Source organism: Streptomyces sp. NPDC090798 (genome assembly GCF_044768965.1).
Classification (GTDB): Bacteria; Actinomycetota; Actinomycetes; order Streptomycetales; family Streptomycetaceae; genus Streptomyces.
Map to the genome: position 1 here is coordinate 1 of NZ_JBIVXA010000006.1, position 17,968 is coordinate 17,968.

At 71.4% G+C, this 17,968-nt stretch carries 19 protein-coding genes; 11 read left to right on the forward strand and 8 right to left on the reverse strand.

Annotated features, from left to right (window positions below; genetic code table 11):
• The coding region (locus ACIQTP_RS14685; protein ID WP_403399856.1) for a biotin carboxylase N-terminal domain-containing protein at positions 1 to 223 on the reverse strand (223 nt) is incomplete at its 3' end.
• A 355-nt stretch (positions 224 to 578) separates the two neighbouring features.
• On the opposite strand from ACIQTP_RS14685, the gene ACIQTP_RS14690 reads away from it, so the two are divergent.
• Entirely contained in the window at positions 579 to 1,100 is a 522-nt protein-coding gene (locus ACIQTP_RS14690; RefSeq protein WP_403399858.1) for a hypothetical protein, read from the forward strand.
• On the opposite strand, the gene ACIQTP_RS14695 is transcribed toward ACIQTP_RS14690, so the two are convergent.
• Both ACIQTP_RS14695 and mmpB read right to left on the reverse strand, forming a co-directional pair.
• Positions 1,101 to 1,721 carry a Maf family protein gene (locus ACIQTP_RS14695; protein WP_403399861.1) on the reverse strand — a complete coding sequence of 207 codons (621 nt, stop codon included), beginning with the start codon at positions 1,719 to 1,721 and terminating at the stop codon, positions 1,101 to 1,103. It abuts the gene before it with no gap.
• 87 nt (positions 1,722 to 1,808) lie between these two features.
• The gene (gene mmpB, locus ACIQTP_RS14700; RefSeq protein WP_095852906.1) at positions 1,809 to 1,937 is read right to left on the reverse strand and encodes a morphogenic membrane protein MmpB; all 129 of its coding nucleotides are present in this window, start codon (positions 1,935 to 1,937) and stop codon (positions 1,809 to 1,811) included.
• 165 nt (positions 1,938 to 2,102) lie between these two features.
• On the opposite strand from mmpB, the gene ACIQTP_RS14705 reads away from it, so the two are divergent.
• Positions 2,103 to 3,233 (forward strand): SGNH/GDSL hydrolase family protein, encoded by a 1,131-nt coding sequence (locus tag ACIQTP_RS14705; RefSeq protein WP_403399863.1) that lies wholly within the window; start codon positions 2,103 to 2,105, stop codon positions 3,231 to 3,233.
• On the opposite strand, the gene ACIQTP_RS14710 is transcribed toward ACIQTP_RS14705, so the two are convergent.
• Together ACIQTP_RS14710 and ACIQTP_RS14715 are read right to left on the reverse strand one after the other, a co-directional pair.
• On the reverse strand, positions 3,230 to 3,439 hold the full coding sequence (locus ACIQTP_RS14710; RefSeq protein ID WP_403399866.1) for an acyl-CoA carboxylase epsilon subunit: 210 nt from the start codon (positions 3,437 to 3,439) through the stop codon (positions 3,230 to 3,232). The genes ACIQTP_RS14705 and ACIQTP_RS14710 overlap by 4 nt on opposite strands.
• A gap of 24 nt (positions 3,440 to 3,463) precedes the next feature.
• A complete protein-coding gene (locus ACIQTP_RS14715; RefSeq protein WP_402035116.1) occupies positions 3,464 to 5,065 on the reverse strand; it encodes an acyl-CoA carboxylase subunit beta in 1,602 nt (533 codons plus the stop codon).
• A gap of 131 nt (positions 5,066 to 5,196) precedes the next feature.
• On the opposite strand from ACIQTP_RS14715, the gene ACIQTP_RS14720 reads away from it, so the two are divergent.
• Both ACIQTP_RS14720 and ACIQTP_RS14725 read left to right on the forward strand, forming a co-directional pair.
• Entirely contained in the window at positions 5,197 to 6,063 is an 867-nt protein-coding gene (locus ACIQTP_RS14720; RefSeq protein ID WP_402035118.1) for a biotin--[acetyl-CoA-carboxylase] ligase, read from the forward strand.
• Positions 6,064 to 6,451: 388 nt separating this feature from the next.
• Positions 6,452 to 7,534, forward strand: coding sequence for an adenylate/guanylate cyclase domain-containing protein (locus tag ACIQTP_RS14725; RefSeq protein WP_402036024.1), 1,083 nt, complete (start codon positions 6,452 to 6,454; stop codon positions 7,532 to 7,534).
• Between the two features lie 12 nt (positions 7,535 to 7,546).
• On the opposite strand, the gene ACIQTP_RS14730 is transcribed toward ACIQTP_RS14725, so the two are convergent.
• Entirely contained in the window at positions 7,547 to 8,413 is an 867-nt protein-coding gene (locus ACIQTP_RS14730) for a hypothetical protein (protein ID WP_403399870.1), read from the reverse strand.
• A 367-nt stretch (positions 8,414 to 8,780) separates the two neighbouring features.
• Here ACIQTP_RS14730 and ACIQTP_RS14735 point away from each other — a divergent pair, with 367 nt between their 5' ends.
• The 5 genes from ACIQTP_RS14735 to ACIQTP_RS14755 all read left to right on the forward strand — a co-directional run bounded on the left by ACIQTP_RS14735 (position 8,781) and on the right by ACIQTP_RS14755 (position 14,668).
• Positions 8,781 to 9,587: an enoyl-CoA hydratase/isomerase family protein gene (locus tag ACIQTP_RS14735; RefSeq protein WP_403399872.1), complete on the forward strand. Its 807-nt coding sequence runs from the start codon at positions 8,781 to 8,783 to the stop codon at positions 9,585 to 9,587.
• A 101-nt stretch (positions 9,588 to 9,688) separates the two neighbouring features.
• Positions 9,689 to 10,870 carry a diguanylate cyclase domain-containing protein gene (locus ACIQTP_RS14740; protein WP_403399874.1) on the forward strand — a complete coding sequence of 394 codons (1,182 nt, stop codon included), beginning with the start codon at positions 9,689 to 9,691 and terminating at the stop codon, positions 10,868 to 10,870.
• A gap of 99 nt (positions 10,871 to 10,969) precedes the next feature.
• Positions 10,970 to 12,508, forward strand: a complete 1,539-nt coding sequence (gene hutH / locus ACIQTP_RS14745; protein ID WP_403400438.1) for a histidine ammonia-lyase — start codon at positions 10,970 to 10,972, stop codon at positions 12,506 to 12,508.
• A gap of 192 nt (positions 12,509 to 12,700) precedes the next feature.
• Positions 12,701 to 12,904 carry a cold-shock protein gene (locus ACIQTP_RS14750; RefSeq protein WP_028803001.1) on the forward strand — a complete coding sequence of 68 codons (204 nt, stop codon included), beginning with the start codon at positions 12,701 to 12,703 and terminating at the stop codon, positions 12,902 to 12,904.
• Between the two features lie 135 nt (positions 12,905 to 13,039).
• The gene (locus tag ACIQTP_RS14755; protein WP_403399876.1) at positions 13,040 to 14,668 is read left to right on the forward strand and encodes a DEAD/DEAH box helicase; all 1,629 of its coding nucleotides are present in this window, start codon (positions 13,040 to 13,042) and stop codon (positions 14,666 to 14,668) included.
• A gap of 91 nt (positions 14,669 to 14,759) precedes the next feature.
• On the opposite strand, the gene ACIQTP_RS14760 is transcribed toward ACIQTP_RS14755, so the two are convergent.
• Positions 14,760 to 15,497: a DUF2625 family protein gene (locus tag ACIQTP_RS14760; RefSeq protein ID WP_402035131.1), complete on the reverse strand. Its 738-nt coding sequence runs from the start codon at positions 15,495 to 15,497 to the stop codon at positions 14,760 to 14,762.
• 37 nt (positions 15,498 to 15,534) lie between these two features.
• Positions 15,535 to 15,915 carry a hypothetical protein gene (locus tag ACIQTP_RS14765; RefSeq protein WP_403399878.1) on the reverse strand — a complete coding sequence of 127 codons (381 nt, stop codon included), beginning with the start codon at positions 15,913 to 15,915 and terminating at the stop codon, positions 15,535 to 15,537.
• A 110-nt stretch (positions 15,916 to 16,025) separates the two neighbouring features.
• Between ACIQTP_RS14765 and ACIQTP_RS14770 the strand changes: the two genes are divergently transcribed.
• Both ACIQTP_RS14770 and ACIQTP_RS14775 read left to right on the forward strand, forming a co-directional pair.
• Positions 16,026 to 16,373 carry a hypothetical protein gene (locus tag ACIQTP_RS14770; protein WP_101400325.1) on the forward strand — a complete coding sequence of 116 codons (348 nt, stop codon included), beginning with the start codon at positions 16,026 to 16,028 and terminating at the stop codon, positions 16,371 to 16,373.
• Between the two features lie 265 nt (positions 16,374 to 16,638).
• Complete coding sequence (locus tag ACIQTP_RS14775) at positions 16,639 to 17,904, forward strand: Ig-like domain-containing protein (protein WP_403399880.1); 1,266 nt, start codon at positions 16,639 to 16,641, stop codon at positions 17,902 to 17,904.
• Positions 17,905 to 17,968 lie beyond the last annotated feature (64 nt).

Here is a 17,968-nt window from a genome sequence, read left to right on the forward strand (position 1 = left end):
CCGCCCCGGAGTCCTTGGCGGCCTGGAGGACCTTGGCGATGTCCAGGTAGCTGGTGGCGGGGGTGTCACCGCCCAAAGCGAACGCCTCGTCCGCCACCCGGACATGCAGAGCGTCCCTGTCTGGTTCCGCATACACGGCAACGCTCGCGATCCCGGCATCCCGGCACGCCCGGGCCACGCGGACAGCGATTTCGCCACGGTTGGCGATGAGCACCTTGCGCACGATGGCTCCCTCCTTGAAACAAGCCGAGTTTAGGGACTGCCGACACGACCTTTCGACCCGTCCCCAATGGTGAGCTTGCCCACACGGAGCGTGATTCGAGGCTCGCTCGACCCGCGAGATCCCTTGTCACACCGCGGTACGCAGGAATCCTTGGCTGAACCCTAGCCCTCCTGTGTGGCCAAGGTCTCTGTGAGGCCGTGCTGCGACGCACAGCGTTTCTTTGTGGAGTCCCTACGAATGGCCCAACGATTCTTTGCCCGTGGCCGAACCCTTGTCCCGGCGTTTACCCGTTAGTAGCGTTCGGGATGTCTCGAACGTACTTGAGGTAACAGCACTCGGAAGTGGGTGGGGACCGGTGGTGCGCAGACCGGTGGCGTGGGTGGCGGCGATCGTGCTCTTCGTGGAGGCGATCGGCATCGCGCTGCTGAACTGGTTCCTCGGCGTGGTCGTCGACCGCCAGGACATGTCTCTGGCGGGTCTCGACTCGGACATGATGTCCGTCTCGTCCAAGGTCGGGGGGCTGGTCTTCGGCCTCTACTTCGCGCTGTGCGGCGTCGCCGCGCTGCTCGTCGCGGTGCGCGGCCGCGCCCCGGGCCTCCTCGGCCGCATCCTGCTGATCAGCGCCGCCGTGGTGCACGGTCTGCTCGGCGCGTTCACGGTGGGTCTGGTGGGCTGGGGCGCGTTCGTGTTCATGATGGTGGCGCTCGGGCTGATCGTGTTCACTCTGTTGGCCTTCGACCGGGGCGCGGGTCCCGCCGACGCCGCGCCGGGCGACGGCGCGGGCGGCAAGGACGGCAACGGAGGCACGAACGGCGGAACGAACGGCGGTACCGGGGGATCCCCGGTCACGGCGCCCCCGGCACCGAGCGCGTCCTGATCACTTCTCCCGTGGGGTCCACAACTCCGTGATGCCCACGCCCAGTTCGGCCAGCAGGCGGCGCACCAGCGGCAGGGAGATGCCGATGACGTTGCCGTGGTCGCCGTCGATGCCCTCGATGAACGGGGCCGAGCGGCCGTCGAGCGTGAAGGCCCCGGCGACGTGGAGCGGCTCGCCCGAGGCGACGTACTCGGCGATCTCGGCGTCGGTCGGCTCGCCGAAGCGGACCACCGTGGACGCGGTCGCCGACGCGTAGCGCTTGGCTGCCGTGTCGTAGACGCAGTGCCCCGTCTGGAGGGTGCCTGCCCGGCCGCGCATCGCCTTCCAGCGTGCGGTGGCCTCCTCGGCGTCCGCGGGCTTGCCCAGCGCCTCGCCGTCCAGGTCGAGGACCGAGTCGCAGCCGATCACCAGGGCGCCCTGGACCTCGGGCCGGGCGGCCACGACGGAGGCCTTGGCCTCGGCCAGGGCGAGGGCGAGTTCGGCGGGGGTCGGGGCAAGGACGGCGTCCTCGTCGACGCCGCTCACGATGACCTCGGGGTCGAGCCCGGCCTGGCGCAGCAGGCCGAGCCGGGCGGGGGACTGCGAGGCGAGCACGAGGCGGCGGCGCGGCTGATCAGTCATGCGGTCAGGGTATCGGCGTGGGCGTGTCGCCCCGTCGCCTTGTCTCGCATTCCCGCCGATCGCATCACGCAGATCACGTCACGCCGATCACATCACCCCGAGGACGATCATCGCGAGCAGCATGGCCAACGCCAGGAGAAGGCCGAGCCGCCGCAACATCTCCTGCATGTCGCGAAGTTCCTTGGGCGGCTCGTTCTCCGGGTCGGACCACAGCATGCCTTCGATCGTGCGGCGGCGGGGGCGCCGGCCGCCTGAGTACGCGTACTCAAACTTGCCCTCGACCCGATTAAACGGGTCTATGGTTCCTTTAGTGTGCGTCCGCCTGCTACGGTCATGGCATTTACTAAAGGAACTCTGGTCCCTTTTGGGGAGGGAACTGCCGTGTTCACCACCGCCTGGACCGCATCGCCCCAGCTCCCCGCCGTGGGCTTCACCCCCAACTGGTCCCAGGAGGGCTTCTGGCGCCAGTCCCTGCGCCAGGTCGTCCGCGTCGGGGCGGGCGGCGGCCGGGTGCGCATACGGCTGTCGAACGCGTACGGAGCCTCGCCGCTGCGGATCGCCGGGGCCACCGTGGCCCGTGCGGGCGAAGGGGCCGGTATCGAGCCCGGCTCGCTGCGGCGGCTCACCTTCGAGGGGGCCGGGGGCGTCGAGGTCCCGGCGCGCGGACAGGTCGCCAGCGACCCCGCCGAACTCGTGGTGGAGGCCCTGGGGTCCGTGACCGTCACCCTGCACCTCGACGCCGTCACCGGGCCCGCGACCTTCCACGCCCAGGCCTTCACGACGAGCCACCGGGGCGAAGGGGACCGCCTCGACGACCTCGACGGCGACGGATTCGGCGAGCCGAGCGAGTCCTGGTACTTCCTGTCGGCCGTCGAGGTCGACGCGGGCCGCACGGACGGTGTCGTGCTCTTCGGAGACTCCATCGTGGACGGGTTCGGCTCGACGCCGGGGGCGAACCGCCGCTGGTCGGACGCGCTCGCCGAGCGCACGGGGCGGCCCGTGCTGGGCGCGGGCATCGGCGGGAACCTGCTGCTGAACGACTCCGCCTGGTACGGGGAGAAGGGCGTCCGGCGGTTCGGGCGGGACGTTCTCGAACAGGCCGGGGTCGAGGCGGTCGTCGTGCTGCTGGGGCTCAACGACATCGGGTTCAGCGAAACGGACGAACAGCCGACGTACAAGCCCGCGCCACTGCTGGAGGCCGATGAACTCATCGACGGGTACCGGGAATTGATACGGCAGGCACGTGGGCGGGGGCTGCGGGCGATCGGGGCGACGCTGCTCCCCTTCGGGGGGTCCGATCACTGGGGGGAGCGGGCGGCGAAGGTGAGCCGTGAGGTGAACGGGTGGATTCTCGGGGCGGGGGAGTGGGACGCGGTGGTGGATCTCAACGGGGTGTTGGCCGATCCGGCGGATCCGGATCGGCTACGGGGTGTGTACGACTTCGGCGATCACCTGCATCCCAATGACGCCGGGTACGGGGTGATGGCCGAGGAGGCGGCGGGGTGCCTCTAGGCGGGCCAGTACGTGCGTGTCCAGGCCGTGGGGCCCGGCTGGGGCAGGTGCTGGCCGGCTATGCGGGACGGGTCCGACCAGGAGTCCCGGGTGCCGGGCGCGCCGGGTGGCGTGGTGGTCGCCGCCGCGGCGCGCGCTCGGACCACCGCCAGGGCGGCGGCCAGCTCCTCAGGGGTCGGATTGCCCCGTACGACCTTGATCGTCATGTCTGCTCCCAAGGGTCCGGGGTTCTAGAGCGGGATGTTGCCGTGCTTCTTCGGAGGGAGTGATTCCCGCTTCGTACGCAGCTGACGCAGGCCCCGTACGACGTGGGAGCGGGTGTCGGAGGGCATGATCACCGCGTCGATGTAGCCGCGCTCGGCCGCCGTGTAGGGGTTGAGGAGGGTGTCCTCGTACTCCTGGATCAGGCGGGCCCGGGTGGCGTCACCGTTTCCGGCGCTCTCGGCGGCCGCGATGGTGCGGCGGTGCAGGATGTTCACCGCGCCCTGCGCGCCCATCACCGCGATCTGGGCGGTCGGCCAGGCGAGGTTGAGGTCCGCGCCCAGGTGCTTGGAGCCCATGACGTCGTAGGCGCCGCCGAAGGCCTTGCGGGTGATGACCGTGATGAGCGGGACGGTCGCCTCGGCGTACGCGTAGATCAGCTTGGCGCCGCGGCGGATGATGCCCATGTGCTCCTGGTCGACGCCCGGGAGGAAGCCGGGGACGTCCACGAAGGTGATGACGGGGACATTGAAGGCGTCGCAGGTGCGCACGAAGCGGGCCGCCTTCTCGGACGCGTCGATGTCCAGGCAGCCGGCGAACTGCATCGGCTGGTTGGCGACGATGCCCACCGGGTGGCCCTCGACCCGTCCGAAGCCGGTGAGGATGTTCGGCGCGAACAGTGCCTGGGTCTCGAAGAACTCGGCGTCGTCCAGGACGTGTTCGATCACCGTGTGCATGTCGTACGGCTGGTTCGCGCTGTCCGGCACGATCACGTCCAGCTCGCGGTCCTCGTCCGTGAGGGCGAGGTCCGCCTCCTCGGGGAAGACCGGGGGCTCACTGAGGTTGTTGGACGGCAGGTACGACAGCAGCTGCTTGACGTACTCGATGGCGTCCTTCTCGTCGCCCGCCATGTGGTGGGCCACACCCGACACCGCGTTGTGGGTGCGCGCGCCGCCGAGCTCCTCGAAGCCGACGTCCTCGCCCGTCACCGTCTTGATGACGTCCGGGCCCGTGATGAACATGTGCGAGGTCTGGTCGACCATGACCGTGAAGTCGGTGATCGCGGGGGAGTACACCGCGCCGCCGGCGCAGGGGCCGACGACGAGCGAGATCTGCGGGATGACACCGGAGGCGTGGGTGTTGCGGCGGAAGATCTCGCCGTACATGCCGAGCGCGCTGACGCCCTCCTGGATGCGGGCGCCGCCGGAGTCGTTGATGCCGATGACCGGACAGCCGGTCTTCAGCGCGAAGTCCATCACCTTCATGATCTTCTGGCCGAAGACCTCACCCAGGGCGCCGCCGAAGACGGTGAAGTCCTGGGAGAAGACGGCGACCGGGCGGCCGTCGACCATGCCGTAGCCGGTGACGACGCCGTCGCCGTAGGGCCGGTTGTTCTCCATGCCGAAGTCGGTCGAGCGGTGCTGTGCGAACTCGTCCAGCTCGACGAACGAGCCCTCGTCGAGCAGCAGCTCGATCCGCTCACGGGCTGTCAGCTTGCCCTTGGCGTGCTGCTTTTCGACAGCTCGTGCCGAGCCGGCGTGCGTCGCTTCCTGGACGCGGCGCCGCAGGTCCGCGAGTTTGCCCGCGGTCGTGTGGATGTCGGGGTGGTGCAGCTCTTCCGGCTCGGACATCGGGATGCGGCTCCCTGCCTGCTCAGTGGGAAAATGAGGGTGATGTGCTCAGGGGGTTGCTACTGACTCGTAGGGTAGTGGTGCCGATACCGTTCGGCAGTGCGGCGTTTACCACACCTAGGGTGGGTTGCATGACGCCGCGAGATGCTTCAGACGCGAACGACAACCGGTGGTCCGACCTGGACCGTCCACCGCTGAACGGGGCCGCACTGCGCCGGGCTCTGGTGCGCGAGGGCGGGCTCTGGCGTGATGTCCGGGTCACGCCGCACACCGGGTCCACCAACTCCGACCTCGTGGCCCTCGCCACGGACGAGAAGGCCGACGAGGGCGTCGTCCTCGTCGCCGAGGAGCAGAACGCCGGGCGGGGCCGCCTGGACCGCCAGTGGACCGCACCGGCCCGCTCGGGCCTGTTCTTCTCCGTGCTGCTGAGGCCCACCGGGGTCCCCGTCGAGCGCTGGGGCTGGCTCCCGCTGCTCACCGGGGTCGCGGTGGCCACGGCCCTGTCCCGGGTGGCGGGCGTCGACACGGCACTCAAGTGGCCCAACGACCTGCTGGTCACCGTGGACGGCGAGGAGCGCAAGACGGGCGGCATCCTCGCCGAGCGCGCCGGGAACGACGCGGTCGTCGTCGGCATCGGCATCAACGTCACCCTGCGCGAGGACGAACTCCCCGTGCCCGGCGCGGGCTCCCTCGCCCTCGCGGGCGCCACGACCACGGACCGTGACACCGTGCTGCGGGCCGTCCTGCGCTCCCTGGAGCAGTGGTACGAGAAGTGGCGGGCCGCCGGCGGCGACCCCGCCGCCTCCGGTCTCCAGGAGACGTATGCCGCGGGATGCGCGACCCTCGGAAGGGTGGTGCGGGCCGAACTGCCCGGCGACACGTCGATCACCGGGGAGGCGGTGGCGGTCGACGGGGACGGGCGTCTGGTCCTGGCCACGGAGGAGGGCGTACAGCAGCCGGTGGGAGCGGGGGACATCGTCCATCTGCGGCCGGCGTGAGCCGAGGAGGTCGGCAGACCGTACTCAGCGGTGGGGCCCGGAACCGATCGCGGTGCCGAGCTCCGGCCGGGCGTACGAGTCAGGAGTGAGCCAGCGCACACCTGCCGTAGAGTTGAGCGCGGTCGATACCTGACCACGGCAGATCGGAAGGGCAGCAGGCGTGACCGTCGACGACACGGGCTCCGGCACGGGTGCACACCCCGCCCCCGACGGTGAGCCGGGGCGTACCGCCGGGCCGGTCACCGACCCGGCGCCCGCACGCGTCGACACGAACGGTGACATGGCCGGCGAGAAGGCCGCCGGGCCGACCGGCGAGAAGGCCGCCGGGCCGACCGGCGAGACGACCGGGCGGATGGACGGACAGAGCCGCTTGGACGCGCAGAACCGGATGGACGAGGAGTCCGTCGACTCCGGCGAGGACCCCCTCGCGCTGCGCCTCGAAACGCTCATTCTCGGCGCCGAGCGCCGCTACACCCCCTTCCAGGCCGCCCGCAGCGCAGGCGTCTCCATGGAACTGGCCTCCCGTTTCTGGCGGGCCATGGGCTTCGCCGACATCGGCCAGGCCAAGGCGCTGACCGAGGCCGACGTGCTGGCGCTGCGGCGCCTCGCCGGTCTCGTCGAGGCGGGCCTGCTGAGCGAGGCGATGGCGGTCCAGGTCGCCCGCTCCACCGGGCAGACCACGGCCCGCCTGGCCGAATGGCAGATCGACTCCTTCCTGGAGGGCCTGACCGAGCCCCCCGAACCGGGCATGACGCGCACCGAGGTCACGTACCCCCTGATCGAGCTGCTCCTGCCCGAGCTGGAGGAGTTCATCGTCTACGTCTGGCGGCGCCAGCTCGCCGCCGCGACCGGCCGGGTCGTCCAGGCCGGTGACGACGAGGAGATGGTCGACCGCCGCCTCGCCGTCGGCTTCGCGGACCTCGTCGGCTTCACGCGGCTGACGCGCCGGATGGAGGAGGAGGAACTCGGCGAGCTCGTCGAGGCCTTCGAGACCACTGCCGCCGACCTGGTGGCCGCGCACGGGGGGCGCCTCATCAAGACCCTCGGCGACGAGGTGCTGTACGCCGCGGACGACGCCGGGATCGCCGCCGAGATCGCTCTGCGTCTCATCGAGACGATGGCCAACGACGAGACGATGCCGGAGCTGCGCGTCGGCATCGCCTTCGGCACCGTGACGACCCGCATGGGCGATGTGTTCGGTACGACGGTGAACCTCGCCTCGCGGCTCACGTCGATAGCGCCACGGGATGCCGTCCTGGTGGACGGCGCCTTCGCGGAGGAACTGATCCGCACCGGGGACGCGCCCGCCTCCGAGGCGGAGGCCGCCGAGGCCGCGGCCGCCGCGGAGAAGGAGGGCGAGGAGCCGCCCGTCTTCCGCTTCGCGCTCCAGCCGATGTGGCAGCGCCCCGTCCGCGGCCTCGGCGTGGTCGAACCATGGCTGCTGGCCCGCCGGAACGGCGACCAGCCGTAGATCCTGTTTCTCTCAATGGCCTCCGGCGGGGGCCGCCAGATCGTTCACACAGATGCCGACGATGGGCACGCACAGACCCGGCGGGTTCTGGCCGGGCGTCGGCGTCGGGGCGTGGGTGCTGGGGCTCGGGGCCGGTGGCTGTTGCGTGTGTGGCTGCGACGGTACGACGACGGGCGCGGTGGGGATGCCGGTCGTGTCCGGCACGCTCCCCACGGGGGCGCTCGCCCGGGACGGGATCGTCGCCGTCGATGAGGGTGAGGCGGCCGTCGACGGTGCCGTGGGCGCGTGGCTCACGCCCGAGGACGGGGTCGCGCTCGCCCCGCCGCGCGCGGCGGTCGTCCCCGCGGACGCGGGATGCGCGGAGGGCGCGGCCCACACCGTCGGCGCGGCGTCGAGCGCCTCGCCCGTGGCGACCCCGGGCCTCGGCTCGGCCTCCGTGTTCCCGCTCCCGCCGCTGACCACCGACTCCGGTGCCATCCGCGCCAGACTCAACGCCCCCGCGGCCAGCGCGAGCCCACCCACGGCGAACAGCGCCCGCCGAGGACGCGGCTTACGGTGGCGCCCCCGCCCCCGGAGCGGACCGATCGCCTCGCCCTCCGAGAGGCTCGTGGAGGCGCCACCGGCGGGTGCGGGATCTGCCGCCGGGCGACCGCCGGGCGTCCGGTCGGCCCCCACGGGACGGGGCACGGGGCGCGTTGCCGCGCCACCGGCCCCCGCCGGGGTCCCGGCCCTGCCACCGGTCGGCCCGGGATCCGCCGTCGCGCGGTCGGCGGCCGGGCGGCCGGCCATACGCGCCGCCGGTACGCGGCCGGGTGCCGCGGACCCCGCCGCGGCGAGGCCGCCCGGCACCCGTGCCATCAACGGGTTGGCGGTCGGCACACGCGCCGCCCGGCGGGGTGCCGTGTCGCCGGGCCGCGAGGGGGCGGCCGACGGCCTCGCCGACGCGGCCGCTGAACCCCCGGAGGGCCCCGTGTCCGTCGGTGTTCTCGACTGCCTCGTCACGTCTGTCGTCGTGCCGTTCGTCATGGTCATCCCTCCCCGATGTGCCCGCGCCCCCCGAAGCGCCGGGCGGTGCGCAGGTTATGCGTCTTTTGGGGGTGTGGGGCGGGAGTTGGGCGGGATGTCACTCGAACGGGGAGCGTGGGGCGAGGGGAAGGGAGGGGACGGGTTTCGCCGGGCCGGGGTGGCTGCGATGATCGGAGGCATCGGAAGTTAACCTGCGTTAACCGTTCACCGGGAGGGTGTCATGGCGGAGCAAGGGGACGAGCGGCGGTTCGGGGAGTTCGTCGTCGTACGGCGGCACGGGTACGTCGCGGAGCTCGCCCTCGACCGGCCGAAGGCCATGAACGCCGTGTCCACGGACATGGCCCGCTCCATCACGGCCGCCTGCGAGGCGCTCGGCGGCGAGCACGACGTACGCGTGGTCGTGCTGACCTCCACCGCCGAGCGCGCCTTCTGCGTCGGCGCCGACCTGAAGGAGCGCAACTCCTTCAGCGATGCCGACCTGGTCCGCCAGCGCCCCGTCGCACGGGCCGCGTACACCGGCGTCCTGGAACTGCCGATGCCGACCATCGCCGCCGTGCACGGCTTCGCGCTCGGCGGCGGCTTCGAGCTCGCCCTGTCCTGCGACCTCATCGTGGCCGATCGTACGGCGGTGCTCGGGCTGCCCGAGGTGTCGGTCGGGGTGATTCCCGGAGGCGGGGGTACGCAGTTGCTGCCGCGGCGGGTCGGGGCGGCCCGCGCGGCCGAGCTGATCTTCTCGGCGCGGCGGCTGGAGGCGGACGAGGCGCGGGAGTTGGGCCTCGTCGACGAACTCGTGGACGCGGGCCGGGACCGCGGCGAAGCCCTCGCGCTCGCCGCCCGTATCGCCGCCAACTCCCCCGTCGGCCTGCGGGCCGCGAAGCGCGCGCTGCGGCTCGGGCACGGGCTCGACCTGCGCGCGGGCCTGGAGGTGGAGGACGCCGCCTGGCGGTCCGTCGCCTTCTCGGGGGACCGTGCGGAGGGCGTCGCCGCGTTCAACGAGAAGCGCAAGCCGCAGTGGCCGGGGGAGTAGTCCCCCACGCTTCCCGGCGCCCTCCGGCCGGTACGGCCACTCGGACCCCTGTTCGGCTCACCAATGTCCCGAATCACGGTAAATATCCCTAGCCTGGAGTGATGGGTGAGGACAGACGGCTGAGGGCCGTGGTGGAGCTGGCGCAGGGGATGGCGGCGGCACGCACCCCGCGCGAGTCCTGGCGGGCCGCGGCGCTCGGCGCCTGCCACGCGCTCGCCGGGAGCTTCGCCGCGCTCTCCGTGTGGGAGCGCGACCTCGGCCGGCTGCGGGTCCTGGCGAACGTGGGCGAACGCGCGCCGGACGAGGAGGAGTTCCCGGACGGCGAGGCCTACCCCGTGCACCAGTTCCCGGAGATCACCGAGTTCCTGCACGAGCGCTGGGCCGGGGGCGGCGGCCCGAACGCCTGGGTGGAGACCGCCGACGGACCGGCGGCCGGTCCCGTCGGCCACTGTCACCTGGGGGCGCCTCCCAGCGCCGGCCGGGGGAGGGTCGCGGCCCTGCGCCGGCGCGGCCGGGGCTGCTGCGTCGTCGCCCCGATCGTGCTGAACGGGCGGGCGTGGGGCGAGCTGTATGTGGCCCGCCCGGTCACAGCACCCGTCTTCGACCGGGGCGACGCGGACTTCGCGACCGTGCTGGCCTCCGTCGTCGCCGCCGGGCTCGCCCAGACCGAGCGCCTGGAGGAGGCGCGGCGGCTCGCGTTCACGGACGCCCTCACCGGACTCGCCAACCGCCGTGCCGTCGACGTACGCCTGGAAGAGGCCCTCGAGCGGCACCGGCAGGAAGGGGACGCGGTCAGCCTCGTCGTCTGTGACCTCAACGGACTCAAGAACGTCAACGACACCCGCGGGCACGCCGTCGGCGACCGGCTCCTGGAACGGTTCGGATCGGTGCTTTCGCTGTGCGGGGCGATGCTCCCGGGCACCCTCGCCGCCCGCCTCGGCGGTGACGAGTTCTGCCTGCTCGCGGTCGGCCCGCCGGCCGACGAGGTCGTCCGCATCGCCGACGAACTCTGCCGTCGCGCCGCCGAGTTGGAGCTGGGGGAGGGAGTGGCGTGCGGGGTCGCCTCGACCGCTGACCCGATCGGTCCGGTGCGCTCGGCGCGGCGGCTCTTCCGGCTGGCCGACGCCGCCCAGTACCGCGCGAAGGCCGTACGGGCCGCGCAGCCCGTCGTCGCCGGGCGCGAGGGCCCCGACGACCCGGTCGTGCGTCTCGCCGACGCGCCCTCCCCTGCGCAGGGGGAACGCCGCCGCTTCCGGGGGCGCCACGAGCACCCCCGCCCCTGAGCCCGCGCGGGCGTGTGTGACGTACGTCGAAGTAAGGGGTCAACCGCCCACCCACTAGTGACATCATCGAATTCACTGCGTACGCTCCTGAATATGGATATGCACACTGTGGTGGTGGGGACGTCCGGAGTGACCGCGTCCGACGTTCTCGCCGTGGCGCGCGGCGGCGCCCGGATCGAGCTCTCCGACGAGGCGGTGGCGGCCCTCGCCGCGGCCCGCGAGATCGTGGACGCGCTGGCCGCCAAGCCGGAGCCGGTCTACGGCGTCTCCACCGGGTTCGGCGCCCTCGCGAGCCGGCACATCAGCCCGGAGCTGCGCGCCCAGCTGCAGCGCAACATCGTCCGTTCGCACGCCGCCGGCATGGGCCCGCGCGTGGAGCGCGAGGTCGTCCGCGCGCTGATGTTCCTGCGGCTCAAGACCGTCTGCTCCGGGCACACCGGTGTGCGGCCCGGGGTCGCCCGGACCATGGCCGACATCCTCAACGCCGGGATCACCCCGGTCGTCCACGAGTACGGCTCCCTCGGCTGTTCGGGCGACCTGGCCCCGCTCTCCCACTGCGCGCTGACGCTGATGGGCGAGGGCGACGCCGAAGGCCCCGACGGTGTCGTACGGCCCGCGGGCGAGCTGCTCGCCGAGGCCGGCATCACCCCCGTCGAACTGCGCGAGAAGGAGGGCCTCGCCCTCCTCAACGGCACCGACGGCATGCTCGGCATGCTGGTCATGGCCCTCGCCGACCTGGAGACGCTCTACAAGTCGGCCGACGTCACCGCCGCGCTCTCCCTCGAAGCCCTGCTCGGCACGGACAAGGTGCTCGCCCCCGAGCTGCACGCCATCCGCCCGCACCCGGGACAGGGCGCCAGCGCCGCCAACATGCTGGCCGTGCTGAAGGGCTCGGAGCTCACCGGCCACCACCAGGACGACGCCCCGCGCGTCCAGGACGCCTACTCCGTGCGCTGCGCCCCGCAGGTCGCGGGCGCCGGACGCGACACCCTCGCGCACGCCCGGCTCGTCGCCGAGCGTGAGCTCGCCTCCGCCGTGGACAACCCGGTCGTGCTGCCCGACGGCCGCGTCGAGTCGAACGGCAACTTCCACGGCGCCCCGGTCGCCTACGTCCTCGACTTCCTCGCCATCGCCGCCGCCGACCTCGGCTCGATCGCCGAGCGCCGCACCGACCGGCTGCTCGACAAGAACCGCTCGCACGGTCTGCCGCCGTTCCTCGCGGACGACGCGGGCGTCGACTCGGGCCTGATGATCGCCCAGTACACCCAGGCGGCGCTGGTGAGCGAGATGAAGCGCCTCGCCGTGCCGGCGTCCGCGGACTCCATCCCCTCCTCCGCCATGCAGGAGGACCACGTCTCCATGGGCTGGTCGGCCGCGCGCAAGCTGCGCACCGCCGTCGACAACCTCACCCGTATCGTCGCGATCGAGCTGTACGCGGCCACCCGCGCGATCGAACTGCGCGAGGGCCTGACCCCGGCCCCCGCCTCGCGGGCCGTCATCGAGGCCGTCCGCGCGGCCGGTGTCCAGGGCCCCGGCCCCGACCGCTTCCTCGCCCCGGACCTGGAGGCGGCGGACGCGTTCGTGCGCGGTGGCCGGGTGGTGGCGGCGGTGGAGCCGGTGACCGGACCGCTGGCCTGACCGGAGCACCGCGGGCCGCCGCTGTCACAGCGGCGGCCCGAAGTGTGCTACTGTCTCATTGATACGTTTTTGGTACCCATTTACTTTGTGCGCCTGATCGGAATCCTCCGCAGGCGCGTTTTGTTTTACCGGCATCTCCGGCATTTCCCGGTGCATCTCCGGATTGGGGCCCTACCTATTCAGGAGAAAAACATGGCAACTGGCACCGTGAAGTGGTTCAACTCGGAAAAGGGCTTCGGCTTCATCGAGCAGGACGGCGGCGGCCCCGACGTCTTCGCGCACTACTCCAACATCGCCAGCTCCGGCTTCCGTGAGCTGCTGGAGGGCCAGAAGGTCTCGTTCGACGTCGCGCAGGGCCAGAAGGGCCTGCAGGCGGAGAACATCATCCCCGCCTGATTTCGGGGACGCGCTTTTCCAGAGCCGGGGCCCGCACCTTCGGGGTGCGGGTCCCGGCTCGTGCTGTGAGTGCTTGTCAGTTGCGAGCGCTGTGCGTGCAGTCCGTGGGGCCCAGGAAGGAAATCCAGATCCAGCATGACTCGATCCGAACGTCCCGTCCGTAAGCGGCCGGCAAACGCACGCGGTGGCGCCCAGACCGGCGGCTTCGCGAAGAGCGCGGGCCGCGGCGGCGGCCGTGGCACCGGCAAGAGCCCGGCCCGCAAGGCCGTGGCGCCGCAGGAGTTCTCCCTGCCCGAGACCATCACCCCGGCGCTGCCCGCCGTCGACTCCTTCGACGCGCTCGACATGCCGGCCGCCCTCACCAAGACCCTGGCCGCGCAGGGCGTCACCGAGCCCTTCCCGATCCAGGGCGCGACGCTGCCCAACTCCCTGGCCGGACGCGACGTCCTGGGCCGTGGCCGCACCGGCTCCGGCAAGACGCTCGCCTTCGGACTCGCCCTGCTGGCCCGTACGGCGGGCCGCCGGGCGGAGTCGAAGGCGCCGCTCGCGCTCGTCCTCGTCCCCACGCGTGAACTCGCCCAGCAGGTCGACGACGCGCTCACGCCGTACGCCACCGCGGTCAACCTGCGCGTGGCCACGGCCGTCGGCGGGATGTCGATCGGCCGGCAGGCCGGTGCGCTGCGGCGCGGCGCCGAGGTGCTCGTGGCCACCCCAGGGCGGCTCAAGGACCTCATCGAGCGTGGGGACTGCGTCCTCGACCAGGTCGCGATCACCGTCCTCGACGAGGCCGACCAGATGGCCGACATGGGCTTCATGCCGCAGGTCACCGCACTGCTCAAGCAGGTCGAGCCGGGCGGTCAGCGACTGCTCTTCTCGGCCACGCTCGACAAGAACATCGACCGGCTCGTGAAGATGTTCCTCACGGACCCCGTGGTGCACTCCGTCGACCCCTCGGCGGGTGCGGTGACCACCATGGAGCACCACGTGCTCCACGTCGCCGACGAGACCGACAAGAAGGCCGTCGCCCTGCGGATCGCGGCGCGTGACGGCCGGGTGATCCTCTTCGTCGACACCAAGCGCGGCGCCGACCGGTTCACCAAGCGGCTGCTCGCGAGCGGTGTCCGGGCGTCCGCGCTGCACGGCGGGCGCAGCCAGCCGCAGCGCAACCGCACCCTGGACCAGTTCAAGAACGGTCAGGTCACCGCGCTCGTCGCCACCAACGTCGCGGCGCGCGGCATCCACATCGACGACCTCGACCTCGTGGTCAACGTCGACCCGCCGACCGACCACAAGGACTACCTGCACCGCGGCGGACGCACCGCCCGGGCCGGTGAGTCCGGCAGCGTCGTCACCCTCGTACTGCCCGAGCAGCGGCGGGAGATGACGCGGCTGATGGCGGACGCCGGCATCACCCCGCGCACGGCGCGGATCGCGTCCAGCGACGAGGAACTCGCCCGTCTCACCGGCGCCCGCGAGCCCTCCGGCGTCCCGGTCGTCATCGAGGTGCCGCAACAGGCCGAACAGCCGAAGAAGCGGTCACGGCCGCGGGTCGGAGGCGGGGCGAGGCGCCCGGCCGGAACGGGCTCGGGTGCGGGTTCGGAGTCGCAGGGCCGTCAGCCGCGGCGTGCCGCCGGCGGTACGTCCGGTGGTGGCACGGGTGGCGGCAACGGGGGTGCGGGTCGCTCCGGCGGCCGTGGGCGTGCCCCGCAGCAGCAGCGGCGTACGGAGCGTGGCGGGCAGGGCGGCGGGCGTCGCGCAGCGTAGCCCGGTTGGTATCCGCGGGCCGGTGGGGGCTGGTCGTGCGGTTCCTCGCGCCCCCAGGAAGCGCGCCCCCAGGGGCGCGCTTCCTGGTTTCTCAGTAGTCGTCGAAGTTGCCCAGGAAGCCCGGGTCGACCTTGTCGAGTTCCAGGCCGGTGCCTCGGTGGAGGTCCATGAGGTCCGACATGTGGACGGCGCGGCGGCGGGCCGCGGGAAGGTCGCGGCGGTTGGCGGCCGTCCACAGGACCGGGTCGAAGGTGATCCCGTGGGACCCCGGCATGGGCCCCGTCTCGGCACGCCAGCCGGGCCAGCGCAGGGTGTCGTAGAACTGCTCGATGCCGCCGTCCAGGAGCCAGCTGAGCCAGTCCGCGTGGCCCACGCCGAGCGCGTCCCAGCGCAGGGAGTCCGGCGCGAAGTACAGCACCTCGCCGGGACCGCCGGGGCGGTTCGCCTGCGCGGGGTCGGGTCCGTTGACCACGAAGACCCCGCCGAGGACGTCATGGGCGATGACGAGCCCGCCCTCTGGCCGCCACGCCGGGTCGAACCGCTCGGGGAGGTCGTTGACCTCGGCGAAGCTCGGCGTCCCCGCGGGCGCGTCGTCGTCGGGGCTGCCGTAGATGCGCAGCCAGCCGCTGTCCAGCAGCACTCCGCCGCAGTTGAGCACGAAGGAGCCGAGCCAGGAGCGCGCGGTGAGTTGCAGTTGCAGCAGGGATCCACGGGCCTGCGCCGGGTCCACCGGCAGCACATCCATGGACACCCTGCTGTTGGAGATCGCCTCGGAGAGGAGCGGCCACGCGGGCTCCTCGACATCAGTCAGCTCGGTCAGGTCTCGCATGGGTATCCCGTGGGGTTTCCGGGCCGGAGCGTCGCGCTCAGAAGGCCGCCGTGCGCTCCCGGCGCACCGAGTAGGTCACAAAGCCGGCGCCGAGGCCCAGGAAAAGGGTTCCGCCGACGACGTACGGCGTCGTGTTGACGCTTCCGGTGTCGGCGAGCAGGGTCCGGCTGTCGTGCGACCCGGTGGTGTCGGAGCCTGTGTCGTTCGCTCCGGCGTCGCTCGCATCGGCGACGCCCGACTGGGTGTCGCTCGACTCCGTGAAAGCCTGCACCGCGGTTCTCGACGTGGTGTTCGTCGACATATTGCTGGGCTGAGCAGGCTTTTCGGGGGCCGCGTTGGCGGACGGGACGAACCACAGGGCCCCCAGAAGGGTTCCCGCTGCGGTGGCGGTCAGCAACGAGCGACGAGCGGCGGACACGTAATATCGATCCCCTTGTGGCGCTGGCGAATTGGCCGTGTGGGCCGATGCTAATGAAAGGCGCGGGTCGTGGGAAAGTCGCGGGAGCCACGGGCCGTACGCTCCGTCTCATGAGTACTCCTGAGACATCACGATTTGTCCGGCTTCGAGTGGAGCTGGTGTTGGAAGTCGATGACGCGGACGCCGTCACCAAGGCCGCGTTGCGCCGCATCGCGGACGACTCCGGCATGCCGGCCGACGAGCGGACCCACGCCGAGAACGCAGTGACGGAAGACACTGCCGAAGCCCTCGCCTATCTCGTAGATCCGTTCGACCTGGTCAGCGAGGTGCCCGGGGTCGACCTCGCCCAGGCTTCCTGGAGCAGCGAGCCGATCGACTACGACCCCGATTCGCCGGAATGGGACCTCGACGAGGATGATGGCGGCGAGGATGACGACGAGGAAGTCGGAGTCGGCTGACGCCTCTTGGGGAAAACGTGACCCCGGGTGGCAACCGCTGCCCGGGGTTTTGTCGTCTCCGACGACGCACCGACCACCTCCGCACCAGAATTCGGTCCGGCTGTCGGTACCACTCGATCGGGGTCCGTCGGCCCGGGCCGATTCGGTTGACGCCGTTGACGGACGTGGTGTGACACACACATCAGAAGTATGTGGAACGGGACGAACCGGTCGTAGCGTTGATGATTCGTACGGGGCATATGTGGTTCTAGGTGATTCGGCAACGATGGAGAAGCGTGTGATGACGGACAGTAAGCGGCGCAAGGGTCTGATGGCCGCGTCCGCCCTGCTCGGCGGAGTGCTGGTGCTCTCTGCGTGCAGCAGCGGCGGCGGCAGCAAGGCCAGTGCCTCGGACGGCGAGACCTCGCAGGCCCAGGCCGACGCGGCGGCGGCCAAGAAGAGCTCCCAGGCACAGATCAAGATCACGCCCGCGGACGGGTCCGACAACGCCTCCATCAACAACGCCGCGGCGGTCACCGTGAGCAAGGGCACGCTCTCGTCCGTCACCATGACGACGGAGTCGGGCACGGCGGTTTCCGGTCAGATATCCGCCGACAAGAAGAGCTGGAAGCCCGCCTCCCAGCTCGAGCGCGCCACCACGTACAAGGTGGCCGCCGAGGCCACCGACTCGGCGGGCCTCGTCGCCCACGAGAACGCCTCGTTCACCACGGTCTCCCCGGCGAACAGCTTCATAGGCAACTTCACGCCGGAGGACGGTTCCACCGTCGGCGTCGGCATGCCGGTCTCGATCAACTTCAACAAGGCGATCACGAACAAGGCCGCCGTGCAGAAGGGGATCACCGTCTCCTCCAGCAGCGGCCAGGAAGTCGTCGGCCACTGGTTCAACGCCAACCGCCTCGACTTCCGTCCCGAGAACTACTGGACCGGCGGCTCCACCGTCACCCTCAAGCTCAACCTGGACGGCGTCCAGGGCGCGAGCGGTGTCTACGGCGTGCAGCAGAAGACGGTCACCTTCAAGATCGGCCGCAACCAGGTCTCGATCGTCGACGCCCAGACCAAGACCATGAAGGTCACGCAGGACGGCAAGACGATCAAGACGATCCCGATCTCCTCGGGATCCCCGGAGCACAAGACGTACCAGGGCCAGATGGTGATCTCCGAGAAGTTCAAGGAGACCCGCATGAACGGCTCGACGGTCGGCTTCACGAAGACCGACGGCAAGGGCGAGTACGACATCAAGGACGTGCCGCACGCCATGCGTCTGTCGAACTCCGGCACCTTCATCCACGGCAACTACTGGGGCGCGAAGTCCATCTTCGGCGCGGTGAACACCAGCCACGGCTGTGTGGGTCTGTCCGACACCAAGGGTGCCAATGACCCGAACACGCCCGCGGCCTGGTTCTACGACCACTCGCTGGTCGGTGACGTCGTGGTCGTCAAGAACACCGGCGACAAGACCGTCGCCCCGGACAACGGCCTCAACGGCTGGAACCTGAGCTGGTCCGCCTGGAAGGCCGGCTCGGCCGCCTAGGCTCGCCTTCGCGGCCAACCGCCGCCGCTCTCGCGGACGTGGTTGCTCGCCGTAGGGGTTCCTC

Bases quoted from the DNA above. Each gene is read 5' to 3' on its own strand.
- ACIQTP_RS14695 (WP_403399861.1), bottom strand. From the start codon at position 1,721: ATGACTGATCAGCCGCGCCGCCGCCTCGTGCTCGCCTCGCAGTCCCCC.
- mmpB (WP_095852906.1), bottom strand. From the start codon at position 1,937: ATGCTGTGGTCCGACCCGGAGAACGAGCCGCCCAAGGAACTTCGCGAC.
- ACIQTP_RS14710 (WP_403399866.1), bottom strand. From the start codon at position 3,439: ATGACGATCAAGGTCGTACGGGGCAATCCGACCCCTGAGGAGCTGGCC.
- ACIQTP_RS14715 (WP_402035116.1), bottom strand. From the start codon at position 5,065: ATGTCCGAGCCGGAAGAGCTGCACCACCCCGACATCCACACGACCGCG.
- ACIQTP_RS14720 (WP_402035118.1), top strand. From the start codon at position 5,197: ATGACGCCGCGAGATGCTTCAGACGCGAACGACAACCGGTGGTCCGAC.
- ACIQTP_RS14725 (WP_402036024.1), top strand. From the start codon at position 6,452: ATGGACGAGGAGTCCGTCGACTCCGGCGAGGACCCCCTCGCGCTGCGC.
- ACIQTP_RS14735 (WP_403399872.1), top strand. From the start codon at position 8,781: ATGGCGGAGCAAGGGGACGAGCGGCGGTTCGGGGAGTTCGTCGTCGTA.
- ACIQTP_RS14740 (WP_403399874.1), top strand. From the start codon at position 9,689: ATGGGTGAGGACAGACGGCTGAGGGCCGTGGTGGAGCTGGCGCAGGGG.
- hutH (WP_403400438.1), top strand. From the start codon at position 10,970: ATGCACACTGTGGTGGTGGGGACGTCCGGAGTGACCGCGTCCGACGTT.
- ACIQTP_RS14750 (WP_028803001.1), top strand. From the start codon at position 12,701: ATGGCAACTGGCACCGTGAAGTGGTTCAACTCGGAAAAGGGCTTCGGC.
- ACIQTP_RS14755 (WP_403399876.1), top strand. From the start codon at position 13,040: ATGACTCGATCCGAACGTCCCGTCCGTAAGCGGCCGGCAAACGCACGC.
- ACIQTP_RS14760 (WP_402035131.1), bottom strand. From the start codon at position 15,497: ATGCGAGACCTGACCGAGCTGACTGATGTCGAGGAGCCCGCGTGGCCG.
- ACIQTP_RS14770 (WP_101400325.1), top strand. From the start codon at position 16,026: ATGAGTACTCCTGAGACATCACGATTTGTCCGGCTTCGAGTGGAGCTG.
- ACIQTP_RS14775 (WP_403399880.1), top strand. From the start codon at position 16,639: ATGGAGAAGCGTGTGATGACGGACAGTAAGCGGCGCAAGGGTCTGATG.